This is a genomic window from Clostridium lamae (genome assembly GCF_033043255.1).
Classification (GTDB): domain Bacteria; phylum Bacillota; class Clostridia; order Clostridiales; family Clostridiaceae; genus Clostridium; species Clostridium lamae.
The window spans coordinates 75802-92543 of sequence record NZ_JASCQJ010000003.1 but is presented as its reverse complement, the minus strand read 5'-3'; the positions used below and the strand labels follow the sequence as shown (position 1 = coordinate 92543).

Annotated in this window: 17 protein-coding genes and 1 pseudogene; all 18 read left to right on the top strand. The window is 30.0% G+C overall.

Annotation, left to right across the window (positions count from 1 at the left end):
- The first annotated feature begins 9 nt into the window (after nt 1-9).
- The 18 genes and pseudogenes from fliI (at nt 10) to QK892_RS02460 (ending at nt 16733) form a co-directional block, all read left to right on the top strand.
- Nucleotides 10-1320, top strand: a complete 1311-nt coding sequence (gene fliI, locus QK892_RS02545) for a flagellar protein export ATPase FliI (protein WP_317271953.1) — start codon at nt 10-12, stop codon at nt 1318-1320.
- A gap of 13 nt (nt 1321-1333) precedes the next feature.
- Complete coding sequence (fliJ, locus tag QK892_RS02540) at nt 1334-1765, top strand: flagellar export protein FliJ (RefSeq protein ID WP_317271952.1); 432 nt, start codon at nt 1334-1336, stop codon at nt 1763-1765.
- A 15-nt stretch (nt 1766-1780) separates the two neighbouring features.
- Nucleotides 1781-3250 (top strand): flagellar hook-length control protein FliK, encoded by a 1470-nt coding sequence (locus QK892_RS02535; RefSeq protein ID WP_317271951.1) that lies wholly within the window; start codon nt 1781-1783, stop codon nt 3248-3250.
- A gap of 11 nt (nt 3251-3261) precedes the next feature.
- Nucleotides 3262-3960 (top strand): flagellar hook capping FlgD N-terminal domain-containing protein, encoded by a 699-nt coding sequence (locus tag QK892_RS02530; RefSeq protein ID WP_317271950.1) that lies wholly within the window; start codon nt 3262-3264, stop codon nt 3958-3960.
- A 20-nt stretch (nt 3961-3980) separates the two neighbouring features.
- Nucleotides 3981-4367 (top strand): TIGR02530 family flagellar biosynthesis protein, encoded by a 387-nt coding sequence (locus tag QK892_RS02525; RefSeq protein ID WP_317271949.1) that lies wholly within the window; start codon nt 3981-3983, stop codon nt 4365-4367.
- 74 nt (nt 4368-4441) lie between these two features.
- Nucleotides 4442-4945 (top strand): annotated as a pseudogene (locus QK892_RS02520) (flagellar hook-basal body complex protein); the annotation flags it as partial.
- Nucleotides 4928-7081 carry a flagellar hook-basal body complex protein gene (locus tag QK892_RS02515; RefSeq protein ID WP_394854999.1) on the top strand — a complete coding sequence of 718 codons (2154 nt, stop codon included), beginning with the start codon at nt 4928-4930 and terminating at the stop codon, nt 7079-7081. The pseudogene QK892_RS02520 and the gene QK892_RS02515, both read left to right, overlap by 18 nt.
- 95 nt (nt 7082-7176) lie before the next feature.
- Entirely contained in the window at nt 7177-7368 is a 192-nt protein-coding gene (locus QK892_RS02510; protein WP_317271948.1) for a flagellar FlbD family protein, read from the top strand.
- A gap of 16 nt (nt 7369-7384) precedes the next feature.
- Nucleotides 7385-8191: a motility protein A gene (locus tag QK892_RS02505; RefSeq protein ID WP_317271947.1), complete on the top strand. Its 807-nt coding sequence runs from the start codon at nt 7385-7387 to the stop codon at nt 8189-8191.
- Nucleotides 8191-8931 (top strand): OmpA/MotB family protein, encoded by a 741-nt coding sequence (locus QK892_RS02500; RefSeq protein WP_317271946.1) that lies wholly within the window; start codon nt 8191-8193, stop codon nt 8929-8931. Before QK892_RS02505 ends, QK892_RS02500 begins: the two co-directional genes overlap by 1 nt.
- Before the next feature lies 1 nt (nt 8932).
- Nucleotides 8933-9373, top strand: coding sequence for a flagellar basal body-associated FliL family protein (locus QK892_RS02495; RefSeq protein ID WP_317271945.1), 441 nt, complete (start codon nt 8933-8935; stop codon nt 9371-9373).
- Between the two features lie 19 nt (nt 9374-9392).
- Nucleotides 9393-9788, top strand: coding sequence for a flagellar biosynthetic protein FliO (fliO, locus tag QK892_RS02490; RefSeq protein WP_317271944.1), 396 nt, complete (start codon nt 9393-9395; stop codon nt 9786-9788).
- Entirely contained in the window at nt 9775-10545 is a 771-nt protein-coding gene (gene fliP, locus QK892_RS02485) for a flagellar type III secretion system pore protein FliP (protein ID WP_317271943.1), read from the top strand. The genes fliO and fliP overlap by 14 nt, the downstream gene beginning before the upstream one ends.
- Before the next feature lie 8 nt (nt 10546-10553).
- Nucleotides 10554-10823, top strand: a complete 270-nt coding sequence (fliQ, locus tag QK892_RS02480) for a flagellar biosynthesis protein FliQ (protein ID WP_317271942.1) — start codon at nt 10554-10556, stop codon at nt 10821-10823.
- Nucleotides 10824-10838: 15 nt separating this feature from the next.
- Nucleotides 10839-12683, top strand: coding sequence for a fused FliR family export protein/FlhB family type III secretion system protein (locus QK892_RS02475; protein ID WP_317271941.1), 1845 nt, complete (start codon nt 10839-10841; stop codon nt 12681-12683).
- Between the two features lie 17 nt (nt 12684-12700).
- On the top strand, nt 12701-14761 hold the full coding sequence (gene flhA / locus QK892_RS02470) for a flagellar biosynthesis protein FlhA (RefSeq protein WP_317271940.1): 2061 nt from the start codon (nt 12701-12703) through the stop codon (nt 14759-14761).
- Nucleotides 14761-15882, top strand: a complete 1122-nt coding sequence (gene flhF, locus QK892_RS02465; RefSeq protein WP_317271939.1) for a flagellar biosynthesis protein FlhF — start codon at nt 14761-14763, stop codon at nt 15880-15882. The genes flhA and flhF overlap by 1 nt, the downstream gene beginning before the upstream one ends.
- Entirely contained in the window at nt 15876-16733 is an 858-nt protein-coding gene (locus QK892_RS02460) for a MinD/ParA family protein (RefSeq protein ID WP_317271938.1), read from the top strand. Before flhF ends, QK892_RS02460 begins: the two co-directional genes overlap by 7 nt.
- Nucleotides 16734-16742: the final 9 nt, after the last annotated feature.

Here is a 16742-nt window from a genome sequence, read left to right as displayed (position 1 = left end):
GGTGTTGATATGATGAAGATGGATTTTGACTTAGTTAACAAAAGAATAAGAGAGGTTAACACTTATCATTTAGAAGGGTCTGTTAAAGAAGTAATAGGTTTGACTATAGAAGTACAAGGTGTTAAAGCATTTGTTGGAGAATTATGTACTATTTATAATCAAGATGGAAATCCAATAAAATGTGAAGTAGTTGGATTCAGGGAAGATGCTGTACTATTAATGCCTTTAGGAGAACTTGTTGGGATAGCACCTGGCTGCAGAGTTGTTCCAGAAAGAAGACCTCTTGAAGTTAAGTGTTCTGAAGATTTGTTAGGGAAGATTTTAGATGGACTTGGAAATCCCTTAGATGAAGATGTTCTAATTAAAGGAGAAAGCTATCCTATAGAAAATCAACCACCAGACCCTCTTAAGAGAAAGAGAATTACAGAAATATTACCTACTGGAGTAAGAGCTATAGATGGTTTTTTAACAGTTGGTGAAGGGCAAAGAATTGGAATATTCGCAGGTTCAGGAGTAGGAAAAAGTACCACTTTAGGAATGATAGCAAGAGAAGCAGAAGCAGATATTAATGTTATTTCTCTTATTGGAGAAAGAGGAAGAGAAGTTTTAGAGTTCATTGAAAAGGACTTAGGACCAGAAGGAATGAAAAGGTCAGTAGTAGTTTGCGCTACTTCTGATAAACCTGCATTAATAAGAATAAAAGGAGCATTGACTGCAACTGCAATAGCGGAATACTTTAGAGATAAAGGCAAAAAAGTTATTTTGATGATGGATTCTGTAACTAGGTTTGCTATGGCACAGAGAGAAGTTGGATTAGCTATTGGTGAGCCACCTGCTCAGAAAGGTTATACACCTTCAGTTTTTGCAAAACTGCCTAAACTTATGGAAAGATCAGGGACTTCAGATAGAGGATCTATCACTGCTTTTTATACTGTTTTGGTAGATGGAGATGACTTCAATGAGCCTATAGCAGATGCTGTTAGGGGTATCCTAGATGGACATATTGTCTTATCTAGGCAATTGGCCCATAAAAATCATTACCCAGCAATAGATATTTTAAATAGTATTAGTAGACTTATGCCTAATATTGCAACAGATAATCACAAGGAAGTCGCTTCTTTTGCCAGAGATTTAATAGCTACATATAAGGATGCAGAAGATTTAATTAATTTAGGTGCATACGTTAAAGGTAGTAATAAAAAAATAGATTTATCTATTCAATATAATGACAGACTAAATGGTTATCTAAAGCAGTCTATTAATGAAAAATCAGATTTTAATACAGCTTTAAATGGATTGTTATCTATGTTTAGAGGTTAAAGGATGAGTAAGTATGGCAACAAAATTTAAATTTGGTTTAGAGAAGCTTCTAGAAATTAGAATAGAAAAAGAAGATGAAAGTAAAAGGAATTTTACAAGGACCCAGAGAGAAAAACAAGAAACTGAAAGAAAACTTATAGGACTTAAAGAAAATTATGAGAAGTATAGTGGAATTAAAGAAGGAGAATCTGTAGTATATCAAAAAATTAAACGTAATTATTTATTTGCTTTAGATAAGGGGATTTCTGAGACGGAAAAAAATCTAGCAATTAAAAAAAAGGAGTTAGAAATACGAAGAGAAGATCTTATAAAAAAGCAAATAGATAGAAAGACAGTAGATATATTAAAGGAAAGAAAACATATAGAATACATTAAAGAGGAAGATAGAAAAGAACAAATTTTACTTGATGAACTTGCCTTGTATTCATATATTAGAAGTCATTGAGGGGAGGTGATATAGGTGAATGATATATCTACAGTTATTAATTTAAGTAATAAGCTTAATGATTTAAATTCTAAAAATAAAGCTAATAATGACAAAACTGATGATAAATCTGATTTTAAAAGTTATTTATCTAAGGAAGTAAAAAATAATAAATCTGAAACAAAGGCAAACAGTACTAAGAATATTGCTGAAGATGATGTCGACAAAGCTAATTGTGAAGAAATTAAGGTTATAAATGAAGAGATAATTTCTGAAATTTCGGAAAAGATTGAAAAAATCATAAGCAGTGAGTTTTTAAATACTAGTGAAGATTTAAAGTCTGAGTCTATTGATGAAGAATTACAAGAAATAATTTTTTTGTTGGTAAATCTTATTGAAGTAAATTTTAATAATTTTAGTATAAGTCCTTCAGAAAAATTAGATTCTAGTAAGTCAGAAGGGTTAGAAGAAGTAATGAATTTAAATTTTCAGGATGATAGTAAAATTACGCTATTTAATGAAGATATTAATGTAATTGATCAGCTTAGTGATAACAATGTTTTGCCAGATACTAAAGAATTATTTAATAGTATAAATACTTTATTAGTAGATAATTTGGAGAATATAAATTCTAATAAATCTAGTTCAGATATCTCTTTTAATAATCTAGAAACTGATTTATTAGAAGCTGTTAAAGATTTGGTTAGCATTCTTCCAGAAAAGGTTATTAAAGAAGTAGAGAATAATTTAGATACTGATATTAGTAAAGAAATCTTTAATTCATTAATATTGAAAATAAAAAATGAAAATAACGAGATTGAATTAAATGATGAAAATCAAGATAGTTTAATTGATATTGATACTGGTATAAATAATAATAAGGCTGATGTTAAGTTAATTGATGACTTTAAAGGAAATAATTTTATTGGTAACAATACTTTAAAGAATAATTCTACTAATAAGGAAGAAGAAGTACTTTTAAAAATCATAGGTGATGATAGTAATCAAAGTTATGCTAATAATTTTAATTACTATGATAAGTTAAATAAAGAAAATCCCTTTGTAGAAGTAATAAAGGAACCAGTATTTATTAATAAAGATAATATAAACTTAGATTTTATTAAGAATATTAAATATATGGTTAAAAATTCAGTAGAAGAATTAAAGGTTAAGATATATCCAAAAGAACTTGGTGAAATGACTATAAAACTTATTTCTGAAGAAGGAATAATGAAGGCTGATATAAAGGCAACATCTAAAGAAACATACAATTTATTAAATTCTAATTTAAATGAAATAAAGAAGACATTAGAAAATCAAAATATTAGAATTCAAGAGGTTAATATAGGAATATATAATGAAGATACTACTTTCTTTAGTGGAAGGGATAGCTCAAAGGAATCTTTTGAAAATCAAAAAATAGATAAAATAAAGACTATGTCTATAGAGGAAGAAGAAAAAATTGAAGCTTTACTTAATGAAAGCAATGTAAATTTATTAGCTTAGGAGGTGTATAAATGGCAAATGCAATAAATACTTATACTGGAGCTAGAGCAACTGATAGAGGAACCCGAATTGTAAAATCAGGAGAAGATATGGATAAAAATGCTTTTTTAACAATATTATCAGCAGAATTATCTAATATGGATCCAATGGGTAATAATGATTCAACTCAATATGTTACTCAAATGGCACAATTTGCTTCTATGGAGCAAATGACTAATTTAAATAATACAATGAGTGGGTATGCAAATAATTCAATGGTAGGAAAGGGAGTAACCTTAAAGAGCGTTAATAGCGAAGGAGTAAATTATACAGGTATAGTAAAATCTGTAACGACAAATTCATCTAAAACTACTATTTCAGTAGAGATTAATGAGAATGGAACAAATACTTACAAGGATTTCGATTTAAAGGATGTTCTTACTGTCTTAGATGTACCTGATTACTCAATACCTGCTATAAATAATATTAATGGAAATATGTCATTCCTAGTTGCATCATCATTTATAGGCAAACATATTGAATTAAATCAAAAGGATGCAACTGATAAAAATATTACTGGTGAAGTTCTAGGTGTAGTTAAGGATCAAGGCATAGTAAAAGTAAGGGTTAAATTACATGATAGTGATGAGATACAAGAATTTACTTATGATAAGATTATTAAAGCTTCTAATAGCAAAGAAGAAATAAAGCCTGAACAAACTGATGTTTAATAGTTAAAGAAGGTGATATTTTGGGCTTTAGAGTAGTAAATGGACAGGCTTATCCAATAGGCAATTTTCAATTACCTAATGAAAGCATAAGTGAAAGGTCTACCAATAATAAAATCAATTTTAATGATGTATTAAAAGATGAAATTAAAAAAGGTAATAATCAGTACACCTTATCTAAACATGCTGCAGATAGGCTAAGAGATATAGATTTTACTGAAGCAGATATGAAGGAAATTGGAAAGGGCTTTAAAATAGCAGAAGAAAAAGGTTCGAAAAATTCTGTAATGATTTATAAGGACGTAGCTTTAATTGCTAGTATTGAGAATAAAACTGTAATTACAGCTATAGAGAAAGATAGAGCAAAGGATAATATTTATACAAATATTGATAGTGTAGTAATTTTATAAGCTGGACCTAATATAGGAGGCTTAATTCTTGTTGAATGATAGATACAAGAAAATAATGGATTGGAGGTCAATTAATGTTAAGATCAATGTATTCCGGTATAAGCGGTATGAAAGTAAATCAAACAAAATTAGATGTTATAGGTAATAATATTTCCAATGTAGGAACAACATCTTTTAAATCATCTAGAGCAAGATTCAGCGATATGCTTAGTCAAAATGTTTCAGATGCAATGGCACCATCTAATAACCAAGGAGGAGTTAATGCTAGTCAAGTTGGATTAGGAGTACAACTAGCGAGTATCGATTCTGTTATGACTCAAGGTATGATGCAACCTACAGGAAGACAATTGGATGTTGCAATAGATGGGGATGGATTCTTTATGGTAAGTAAAGGTCCTGCAATATATGATGGAGTATTAGAAGTGAATCATAGAGCAGGGGCGCATAATATTACAGAACAATCACTTAGTAATTCTGGAAGTGAAATAATGTATAGTAGAGATGGTTCATTTATACTGGATGAACAAGGGAATTTATTAACTGGTGATGGATTTAGGGTTATGGGATATTCATTAACTAATGATGATAGTGCACAAGATGCTACAGGAAAATCTTCCAATGCAGTTAGTACAGCAGGATTAGATTTTAGATTTGGGCCTGGCTCTCAATTAAACGGATTTAAAGTTGTTCTTGGAGCTATTGGACCAGGAACAGTAACATCAGCAGAAGTTAATAAATCAGAAAAGCAAATTATAGTAAACGGTGATTTTTCTAGTACAGGGGCATTAACTCCTGCACAGGTGGAATCAGCTATAAATAAAGGATTATCTTCAGCAGGTATATCTCAACAAATATTTGTAAGCGGAAAACCTATAAGTTTTGATGGTTTAGCTTCATCATCTGTTATAGGTGGTACAGATGCATTAGCACCTAAAGCTATATCTATAGCTGGATTTACTATTCAACTTAATGAAGGTAGCGATTTAAATGGATATAGCTTTGAAATTGGGGAAATATCAGCAGATCCATTAGAAGTAAATGTAGAAAAAGGTAGGAAGAAGATTGTTATTAATGCAGATTTCTTAAATAAAACATTTAATGCATCAGATTTACAAGATGAGATAAATGGTAAGCTTGAAGAGGCTGGAATTACACAAGAAGCAAAGGTTACAGGAGCTCCTGCCACATTTAGTAATATAAGTGGTGCATCAGATGATTCAGGTAAAGAAAATGCTGAAGCGAGAATTGTAGATGCAAAGGATGGAAGTGCGGCTAAAGCTGTTGGTGGATTTACTTTTTCTGTGCCAGCTAATGGAGAACTTAATGATTATACAATATCAATTGGAGAAAGTTCAGTTGGTACTCCATTAACAGTTGTTGTTGAAAATGGAAATATAATTATTAATGGAGATTTTAATTCAACTCCAGCAAAGTTTACTGATGCAGAATTGGAAACTAAATTAAATAGTGCATTAAAGGCAAATGGACTTAAAACTCAATTAGAGGTTGACGGAGGGATAGATTCAATACAAATAACTAATAAAGTTAAATTCCAAGAAGGTGTTACTGAATCTTCACCAAAGCCATTAAATATAGGAGGATTAGTTGTAGAACTACCGCCAGGAATATTATTAAATAATTTAGAATTTGAAATTACAGATATTAATGAGCCAGGGTTAAATGTAGCTTACACAGAGTCAACAGGAACAAATCCACCTAAATTAGTTATAATAGGTGATTTTACTAAGAAATTAGCTGCAAGAGATTTAGAAGATAAAATAAATCAAGCTTTAGCTGATGCTCACGGAGCTAATTCACCTGAAGTAAAAGTATCTGGAACATCTAAACCTTATACAGGATTAACTTCAGATAATATTGAAGGTGGGGATTCATATAAAGCACCAGGAAAGATTATAGTTGGAGGAGTTGAAATAACTTTTGATGCTGGTGCAGCACTTAATGGGTACAAATTCCAATTAGGAACTATAACTCCTGGAACTAAAACTTCAGCTAATGTTGATGAAAAAAGCAAAACTATAACTATTAATGGTGATTTTGTTACTCCAAATGCTATTACAGCTAAGAATATACAGGATGCTTTAACTAGGGCATTAGAAGGAAAAGGAATAGACCAAGGTGTAAGTGCAACAGGAAAACCAATGGAAATTGGAGGAGTAGTTTCAGAAGAAACATATGGGGGAACTCCTGTAGAAAGTATGAATACTGATGGTAGTATCAACTTTGTAGATGGGACAAAAGATTTAAAGTCATATGATGGAGAGTTAAAAACTCTTAAGATTCCAGATAAGGTTAAGATACCTGGAACAGATACAGAATTAAGAGTTAAGACATATACAATAGATAAAAACGGAATTATCAATGGGGTATTGGAAGATGGTAGAGTAGCTGCACTTGGACAAATTGCTATGGCTAGCTTTAAAAATCCTGAAGGCTTAACGAAACTTGGTGGAAATCTTTATAGTTCTTCAGTTAACTCAGGAGATGCAGTTATTAAGAGTGGTGTTGGAACATTGAATGATGATAACTCTAATGGATATGGGGATAACCTTCAAGGTATGCTTGAAATGTCTAATGTAGATTTATCAGAACAATTTACTGATATGATAGTTTCAAGTAGGGCATTTCAAGCTGCAGGAAAGATGATTACAACTGGCGATGAAATACTACAAGATATTATTAATCTAAAAAGATAATATGCTATTTTAAATTAGGAGCTGCTTAGATAGCTCCTAATATTAAATAACTTATAGTCTTTATTTTAAATATTATAAAAAAGTGGGTAGAGATAATGATAGATTTAATAGCTATGAATAATAAAGAGTTTATTTTAAACGCAGATCATATAGAAAAAATTGAAGAAGTTCCTGAAACCTTGATAACATTAACTAATGGTAAAAAGTATATAGTTCTTGAAAGTGTAGAAGAGGTAGTAGAAAAAGTAATTAAATATAAAAATAAGATTTTTACTTATAGATTGTAATGGGAGGCAATATTATATGAAAAAGTCAGACATATTAACCTCAATTGGTTTGGTATTAAGCATAGTACTTATGATTTATGGGATGTTAATTGGAAGTAGTCTTATAATATTTTGGGACGTAGCATCTGTAATAATAACAGTTGGAGGGTCATTATCAGCTTTATTAATTACATATTCATTAGATGAAGTTAAAAATATGGGAAAGCTTTTTATGCAAGCTTTTAAGGAAAATAGTTCATCTGGAAGAGATATAATTGAAAAGTTTGGCAACCTTTCAAAAAAGGCTAGAAGAGAAGGACTATTATCTTTAGAAGATGATATTTCTGAAATGGAAGATCCTTTTATGAAGAAAGGTCTACAAATGGTCGTTGATGGTATTGAACCAGAAACTATAAGGGAAATATTAGAACTTGAAATTGGAGAAATGGAAAATAGACATGAAAGGGGAGCAGGTATTTACGCAGCCTGGGGAGCTTATGCACCTGCATTTGGTATGCTTGGTACATTAATTGGACTAATTCAAATGCTTGCAAATTTAACAGATGTAGCTAATATTGCATCTGGTATGGGTAAGGCTTTGATAACTACATTTTATGGATCACTTTTAGCTAATATTTTCTGTAATCCTATCGCTTCTAATTTAAGGCAAAAGAGCGCTAAGGAAGCTAGTGAAAGGGAAATGATTTTAGAAGGAATACTTGCAATACAATCAGGTGTAAATCCAAGAATTGTAGAAGAAAAGCTAATAACATATTTACCTCCTAAGGAGAAATTAGAATATTTGAATAACAGCATTGAGAATGGTGAAGGAGTTATTATTTAATGGCTAGAAAGAAAAAGAATAAAAGTGAGGGCTTAAGAGGCGATGAGTGGATGGCAACTTATGCTGATACTGTAACTTTACTACTTACTTTTTTTGTTTTGTTATATTCTATGGCTACTGTTGATTCAGAAAAAACAAAGAGCATATCTAATGCTTTCACATCTATGATGAGTGGAGATAGTGGAGATAGTATAATGCAATATAATTTATATAACGGTGAAGTTCCATTAATAGGTGGAGAAAATGAGGAAGCTATTGATGGTGGAAAGGAATTAACTGAAGGAGAAAAATTATATAATAGCATTAAAAGTTTTGTAGTTCAAAATGATTTACAAGATGTAGTGGAAATTATAGATGATGAAAGAGGAGTTGCAATGCAATTAAGAGACAATATATTATTTGAAACTTCAAGTTCAGATCTAAGAGAAGAAAGCAAAGACATACTAAGAAAATTATCAACTATAATTTCAAAAATGGATAACCCTGTATTAATAGAGGGACATACAGATAATAGAGCTATAAAAACTTCAAGGTTCCCTTCAAATTGGGAATTATCAGCTGACAGAGCTGTTAATGTAGTAAGATATTTTGTTGAAATCATGGGACAAGATCCTAGAAGATTTTCTGCTATAGGTTATGGAGAGTTCAAGCCTGTAGCATCTAATGATACTTATGAAGATATGGCTAAGAATAGAAGAGTTGATATATTGATAGTTACAGCTGATAAGGAGGAAAACTAAAATGGCTGCAGAAAATAAAAAAAATAAAAAACCAATCTTAATTATTTTAATTTTACTAATTTTTATAGGAGCAGGTGCCTTTGGAGGATTTTATTTTTATCTCAGTAAGAATAATGCTTCAGCACCAATAATTATGCAAGAAGGCTTTGTTGAAATTGGAGAAATTTTCGTGAATTTAAGTGATGAAGGTTCTAAGAGGTATGTGAAGCTTAATATGTCTGTAAGCTATGATAAAGCAAATGAAGATATAGCTAGTGAAATCGAAGATAAAAAAATAGTTATTAGGGATGTAGCTAATTTTTATATAAAATCTTGCAAGGCTAAAGATTTTGAGCCTGCAAATGAAGTGGTTTTAAAGGGAGATTTAATTTCTAGAATAAATCAAAAGCTTACTAGTGGACTATTAAAAGATATATACATAAGTGAAATAATAGTACAGTAATGAGAAGGTCGGTTAAGAGATGGAGTTATTAGTTTTAATTTTTAAATTAATATTTGCTTTAGCTACTGTTTTAGGCCTTATGTATCTAACATTTAAGCTAAGTGGAGATAGGCTTAATAAGATGAATAATGGTAAGTATATTAAAGTTTTAGAAAGTACTCAAATATCAAAGGAATCATCTATAACAGTAGTTAAAGTTGGAACTAAGGGATATGTACTAGGTATATGCAATAGTAATATTGAAAAGTTAGAGGAATTATCTGATAAAGATATATTAATGATAGAAGAAAATAAACTTAAAGAAAAAGAAAAATTGAATCAGCAATATTATAAAGCTGTATCAGAATTTAAATCAAAAATTAATAGATTTAAGAGGAAAAATAACTTAAAGGAAGATTTTCATGAAGAAGAATAAATATTTATTCATAATGTTTTTAGTAATAGGACTAATATTTACAATTAGAACAAGCGTAAATGCTGAGCCTATTAATATACCAGATGTTAACATATCAGTAGGCGGAGAAAGTACATCACCTCAAAATTATGTAGATAATATAAAGTTATTAATTGTATTAACAATATTAACTCTACTACCATCTATCATAATTATGATGACCTCTTTTACAAGGATAATAGTAGTATTTTCATTTTTAAAAAATGCATTAGGAGCACAACAATCAATTCCTAACCAGATTCTTATTGGACTTGCTTTATTTTTAACTATTTTTATAATGCAACCAGTATATTCAGAAATAAATGATAATGCTTTTAAACCATTTATGAATAATGAAATCACTCAAGAAGAGGCGATGGCATCTGGGAGTAAGCCCATAAGAGAATTTATGTTAAGGCAAACTAGACAGAAAGACTTAGAATTGTTTATTGAAGCTTCAAAAATGGATGCACAGGAAATAACTAAAGAGAATATTCCACTAACTGTTGTAATACCTGCTTTTGCAATTAGTGAATTAAAGACAGCATTTCAAATAGGTTTCTTACTTTTCCTACCATTCCTAATAATAGATATGGTAGTAGCAAGTATACTTATGGCTATGGGTATGTTTATGGTACCTCCTGCTATGGTATCATTGCCATTTAAACTTCTTCTATTTGTTATGGTAGATGGATGGTACCTAATGGTGAAATCCTTAATTATGAGCTTTGGAGGTTAAGTTGAAAAATGAGTGAGAATTTAGTAGTGGGAATAGTAAAAGATTCTTTATTTACAGCTTTAAAGGTAGCAGGACCAATACTAATTGTGTCCATAGTTATTGGACTAATAATTAGTATATTCCAGGCAACTACTCAAATCCAGGAACAGACACTAACATTTGTTCCAAAGCTTATTGGTATAGCAGCAGTAGGATTATTATTAGGGAGTTTTATGCTACATACATTAGTAAGCTTTACTGAAAGAATATTTGAATTAATTATAAAAATATCTACTTAGGGAGGTAGGTAAAGTATGATAAATACAGCCTACTTTTTGGCACTATTTTTAATATTTTTAAGAGTAACTTCATTTTTTGCCATAACTAATGTATTTTTTCCAAGTGGAACTCCAAAAACATTAAAAGCCATGTTTTCTTTAATTTTTTCCTTTTCTTTGTTAGGAGGAATAGATTATTCAAGTATTGGAGAAATAACTAGCAATTATTATTTGATAATTTATATGTTCTTTGAAGTTACAAATGGACTAATACTTGGATTGATTTCTAATATAGCTTTTCAAGTATTACTTATGGCAGGAAGTTTAATAGATGTAAATATAGGTCTTAGTATGTTAAATACTATTGATCCTAATAGTAAAGCAAATACAACTATAACAGGAAACTTACTTCATTATATATCACTAGTAATTTTCTTTATAGTAGATGGTCATCATATGTTGATTAAATGTCTTATAGAGAATTTTGTAATATTACCTATGGGTAATGGGTTACTATATGGAGATACAATGACGACTATGATTGAGATTATCGCAAATTATTTTGTAATAGGATTGAAAATAGCAATACCAATAGTATTGATAATAATATTAGTAGATTTTTCTATGGGATTGATATCAAGGGCAGTACCTCAAATAAATGTAATGATATTAGGAATGCCAGTAAAGATGTTAATTGGAATTATAGCAATTTCAGTATCTTTACCAATCATAATTAAGCTATTTGTAAATAACATTAGTTATTTACCAGATATATTTAGAAAAATTATATCTACAGTTCCTTTAATATTTTTAATTGGGGCAGATGAAAAGACAGAAGAAGCAACGCCCAAGAAGAAAAGTGATTCAAGGAAAAAAGGTCAAGTTCCTAGAAGTAAAGATGTAGGATTAGCTATAACTTTGGTAGCTACTACTCTTGTAATAGTTGTTTTGAGTGGTTTTATTGTATCTACATTAAGAGATGGGGTAATTTATTTCCTGGGTGATATGGGAACTATGGAGATTACAGAAAAAAGTTTAAATAAAATAAGTATATTAGTATTGAGTAGGGCAGCCATGGCTATGATGCCTGTAATACTCCCAATTATGATTGCTGGAGTTGCAGCAAGTTTAGTTCAATCAGGCTTTTTGATTGTCAAAGATGCTATAAAACCTTCTTTCGGAAAGTTGAATCCAATTAATGGATTTAAGAATATGTTTTCAAAAAAATCTTTAGTAGAATTAGTGAAAAATTTAATTTTAATATCCATTATTTTTTTCATGGCTTATAACTATATAAAAGATAATTTTAATAAGATAATGCAAATTAGTAATATTTATTTACCTTCACTAGGTGGAGAAGTTAAATCCTTATTGGTAGGGATATTTGTTAAGATATGTGTATTACTAGTAGTTGTGGCTATATTAGATTATGTAATTCAATATATACTTTTCCAAAAAGAGATAAGAATGAGTAAACAAGAAATTAAAGAAGAATACAAACAAATGGAGGGAGATCCTCAAATTAAATCTAAGATAAAACAAAGACAAAGAGAAATGTCACAACGAAGGATGATGCAATCAGTTGGCGAGGCCACTGTAGTAATCACTAACCCGACTCATTTAGCTGTTGCTATTAAATATGAGGAAGGAAAGATGGGAGCACCTATGCTTGTAGCTAAGGGAGCAGATGCTATAGCTATTAAGATTAAAGAAAAAGCTATTGAATCTAAAGTTCCTATAATAGAAAATAAGCCATTAGCAAGAATGATATATCAATCAGTAGAAATTGATAAAGAGATTCCACAAGATATGTATCAAGCGGTAGCAGAAGTCTTAGCCATGGTATATAAATTAGATAAGAAAAAAAGAAGTACTAGATAATAAAGGATGGGATAAGGTTGCTTATAAATAATAAGTTTGATTTAAAGAAAAATACAGATGTATTAGTAGCCTTCGGTGTATTAGGTATTGTACTTATGATAATAATACCTCTGCCACCACTAATATTAGATATTTTATTAGCATTTAATATTACACTTTCAGCTGTAATCATAATGATAACTATGTTTACTACAAATGTATTACAATTATCAGTTTTTCCAACACTTTTACTTGTAACTACACTATTAAGACTAGGCCTTAATATATCATCTACAAGACTTATATTAAGCGAAGGTGATGCAGGAAGTATAATTGAAGCTTTTGGAGAATTTGTTATAGGCGGAAATTATGTTGTTGGAATAATAATATTCTTAATTATAATAATTATACAATTTGTCGTAATTACAAACGGGGCAGGAAGAGTTTCAGAAGTATCAGCAAGATTTACTTTAGATGCTATGCCAGGTAAACAAATGAGTATAGATGCTGATTTGAATGCTGGCATAATCGACGAAGTAACTGCAAGAAAAAGAAGACAAGATTTACAATCAGAAGCAGATTTTTATGGTTCTATGGATGGAGCATCTAAATTCGTAAAAGGAGATGCTATAGCTGGAATTATAATAACTATAATAAATATAATAGCAGGTATAATTATTGGGGTAATGGGAGGAATGAGCATTGCACAAGCTGGAGAGTTATATGTAAAACTTACTATTGGTGATGGATTAGTTAGCCAAATACCAGCCTTATTAATATCTACAGCATCAGGTATTTTAGTAACTAGATCAGGCTCAGCCGATAACTTTGGTAAGACATTTAGCAAGCAGCTTACTAATTTTCCTATTGCTTTAGGTATTGTATCTGCAGTAATGTTCTTTTTAGCTTTAATACCAGGTATGCCTAAATTTCCATTTTTATTAGCTGCAGTAACAGGAAGTATTGCTACATATCTTTTAATAAAAGAAGAACAAAAAACTCAAGAGCAAGAAATTGCAAGAGAAGAAGAAGAATATACAGAAATGGAAAGAAAAGAACCAGAGAATGTTATGAGCCTGATTTCTGTAGAGCCGATGGAAGTAGAGATAGGCTATGGGCTAATACCATTAGCAGACGAATCTACAGGTGGAGATTTACTACAAAGAATTGCTTCTGTCAGAAGGCAATGTGCAATTGAAATGGGGATAGTTGTTCAACCTATTAGAATTAGGGATAATCTTCAATTAAAAACAAATGAATATGTAATAAAGATAAGAGGAACTGTTATTGCATCAGCGGAGCTTATGGCAAATATGTTACTATGTATGGATCCATCTGGTGATAATTCACAAATAGCAGGAATAAGGACTATTGAGCCTACATTTAACCTACCAGCAGTATGGATAAATAAAGATCAAAGGGAAGAAGCTGAAATTAAAGGACTAACAGTTGTAGATCCAACTACAGTTATGGTAACTCATTTAACTGAAACAATAAAAGCACATTCCTATGAATTATTAGGAAGGCAAGAGGTTCAGTTAATAGTTGAAAATACTAAGGAAAAGTATAGTGCTGTTGTAGAGGAATTAATTCCTGATCTTATTACAATAGGTGAGCTTCAAAAAGTATTACAAAATTTATTAAGGGAAAAGGTTCCTATAAAAGATATGGTTACTATTCTTGAATCACTAGCAGACAATTCAAGGTTGACAAAGGATTTAGAATTACTGACAGAATATGTGAGATTTTCACTTGCTAGAACGATATGCAATCAAATTGTAGATGAAGATAGAAGAATAACAGTAGTTACTTTATCATCACAAATTGAAGAAATAGTAGCTACAAATACACAAAAATCAATACAAGGTTCATTCCCAGCAGTAGATCCAGATACAACTACTAAGATATTTAATTGTGTAAGAGATACGTTAGATAGAGTTTATTTCTATAATAATCAACCTATAATACTAGTATCTCCAAATATAAGACCAGTATTTAGAAAGCTAATAGAAATGGTATTCCAACATGTTATGGTAATATCATTAAATGAAATTCCTAATGATGTAGAAATAAGGACAGAAGGAGTAATATCACTATAATGGTTATAAAGAAGTATGTTGTAAAAAATATGAATGAGGCGTTGACTAGAATTAGATATGAACTTGGAAAGGACGCTATAATAATTAGTCAAAGAAAAATAAGAGATTCTGGATTTATGGGTTATTTTAAGCCAAAGCTGATTGAAGTAACAGCTGCATTAGAAAATACTAAATTAGAAAGAAAAAATAAAAGTATTAGCATTAATAAAGATAATGATATTGATGACTTCAAATCTTCTCTAAATGATATAAAGAACATTATGGAAAAGGATGATAATAAGTCTAAGGAACCTAAAGATAATTTAAATGAAGAAGTAAGGGAAATCAAAGATTTATTAAATAAGGTTATTAAAAATACTAACAAAGAAAAAGAAGATAATTTAGTAGAGAATTATTTAAATGAAATAGATGTAGATAAATTTTTAATAGATGGATTAGATTTTGACTCTTATGATAAAATAGAAGATTTTAAAGACGATTTCTATAAACAAATATATAAGGATATTAATGTTTATGATAAGAATTTAAGTGGAAAGATAGCATTAATTGGTCCAACAGGGGTAGGAAAGACCACAACTATAGCAAAACTTGCAGGAAGACTTTCTTTAATTGAAAAAAAGAAGGTCGGATTAATAACTATAGATACATATAGAATAGGTGCAGTAGAACAATTAAAAACCTATGCAGAAATTATGAATATTCCTTTTAAAGTAGTAATTACTTTAAAGGAAATGGAACAGGCTATTAAAGAACTACATGCTTGTGAAGTGATATTAATTGATACTACAGGTAGAAGTAGTAAAAATACAATGCAAATATCAGAATTAAGAGCGTTTATTCAGAAAATAGATGCAGATAATATTTCCTTGGTAATAAGTGGAACTACTAAAAATAAAGATATAGAGACAATCTTAAATGGGTATGGGGAAATAAATTATGAAAATATAATAATTACCAAGTTAGATGAAACAAATTCTTATGGATGTATCTACAATATTATAAAAAAATCAAAGAAAGATATAGCATTTATATCAACTGGGCAAAATGTTCCAGACGATATAAAAACTCCATCTAAAGAAGAGTTATGTAAACTAATCCTTGGGGAGGATAGTATATGTTAGATCAAGCAGAAAGTTTAAGGATGCTAGCTAATAGAGGAGATTTTGGAAGTAAAAAGAGTAAAATTATAACTATTACATCTGGTAAAGGTGGGGTAGGAAAAAGTAATTTTGTAGTTAACATAGCAATTAATTTGGTTAAAAAGGGAAAAAAGGTTTTGATATTTGATGCTGACATAGGCATGGGTAACGATGATGTATTGATGGGGATATATCCAAAGAATAGTGTATTGGATTTAATTAACGGAAGTCTTGAAATAGACGATATTATCGTAGATGGACCAGAAGGAGTTAAATTACTTCCAGGAGGAAGTGGACTTAATAATATAGAAGATTTACAGCAAAATCAAAGGGATTTATTTTTAAAAAAAATTGAAATGCTTGAAGGTTTTGATTATATATTTATTGACACAGGTGCAGGAATAAGCAGAAGTGTATTAGCCTTTATTGCATGTTCTGATGAAGTTATTTTAGTAACAACTCCAGAGCCCACTTCTTTAACAGATGGATATAGCCTTCTAAAAGCAGTGAATCATTTTAAAATAAAGAGTAAAGCTAGTATTGTAGTCAATAAAGTTTTAGAAAAAAAAGAGGGAGAGAGGACTTTCTTTAAATTGAGAAGTGTAGTTGAGAAATACCTATCTCTAGATATAAATTATTTAGGATATATTTTTGATGATAGAAAAATTACTATGTCAGTTAGAAATCAATTGCCTTTTATTTTAGGTTACCCTTATTCAGATGCATCAAAATGTATTGAAGAAATAACCATGAAAATATTAGGAAATAATCAAAAAGTTGATGGGAGTGGAGCTCAAGGATTGTTTAAAAGGATATTTAGTATTTTTTCTTAGGGGGTAAAT

Bases quoted from the DNA above. Each gene is read 5' to 3' on its own strand.
- fliI (WP_317271953.1), top strand. From the start codon at position 10: ATGATGAAGATGGATTTTGACTTAGTTAACAAAAGAATAAGAGAGGTT.
- fliJ (WP_317271952.1), top strand. From the start codon at position 1,334: ATGGCAACAAAATTTAAATTTGGTTTAGAGAAGCTTCTAGAAATTAGA.
- QK892_RS02530 (WP_317271950.1), top strand. From the start codon at position 3,262: ATGGCAAATGCAATAAATACTTATACTGGAGCTAGAGCAACTGATAGA.
- QK892_RS02515 (WP_394854999.1), top strand. From the start codon at position 4,928: ATGGGATATTCATTAACTAATGATGATAGTGCACAAGATGCTACAGGA.
- QK892_RS02510 (WP_317271948.1), top strand. From the start codon at position 7,177: ATGATAGATTTAATAGCTATGAATAATAAAGAGTTTATTTTAAACGCA.
- QK892_RS02505 (WP_317271947.1), top strand. From the start codon at position 7,385: ATGAAAAAGTCAGACATATTAACCTCAATTGGTTTGGTATTAAGCATA.
- QK892_RS02500 (WP_317271946.1), top strand. From the start codon at position 8,191: ATGGCTAGAAAGAAAAAGAATAAAAGTGAGGGCTTAAGAGGCGATGAG.
- QK892_RS02495 (WP_317271945.1), top strand. From the start codon at position 8,933: ATGGCTGCAGAAAATAAAAAAAATAAAAAACCAATCTTAATTATTTTA.
- fliO (WP_317271944.1), top strand. From the start codon at position 9,393: ATGGAGTTATTAGTTTTAATTTTTAAATTAATATTTGCTTTAGCTACT.
- fliP (WP_317271943.1), top strand. From the start codon at position 9,775: ATGAAGAAGAATAAATATTTATTCATAATGTTTTTAGTAATAGGACTA.
- fliQ (WP_317271942.1), top strand. From the start codon at position 10,554: ATGAGTGAGAATTTAGTAGTGGGAATAGTAAAAGATTCTTTATTTACA.
- QK892_RS02475 (WP_317271941.1), top strand. From the start codon at position 10,839: ATGATAAATACAGCCTACTTTTTGGCACTATTTTTAATATTTTTAAGA.
- flhF (WP_317271939.1), top strand. From the start codon at position 14,761: ATGGTTATAAAGAAGTATGTTGTAAAAAATATGAATGAGGCGTTGACT.
- QK892_RS02460 (WP_317271938.1), top strand. From the start codon at position 15,876: ATGTTAGATCAAGCAGAAAGTTTAAGGATGCTAGCTAATAGAGGAGAT.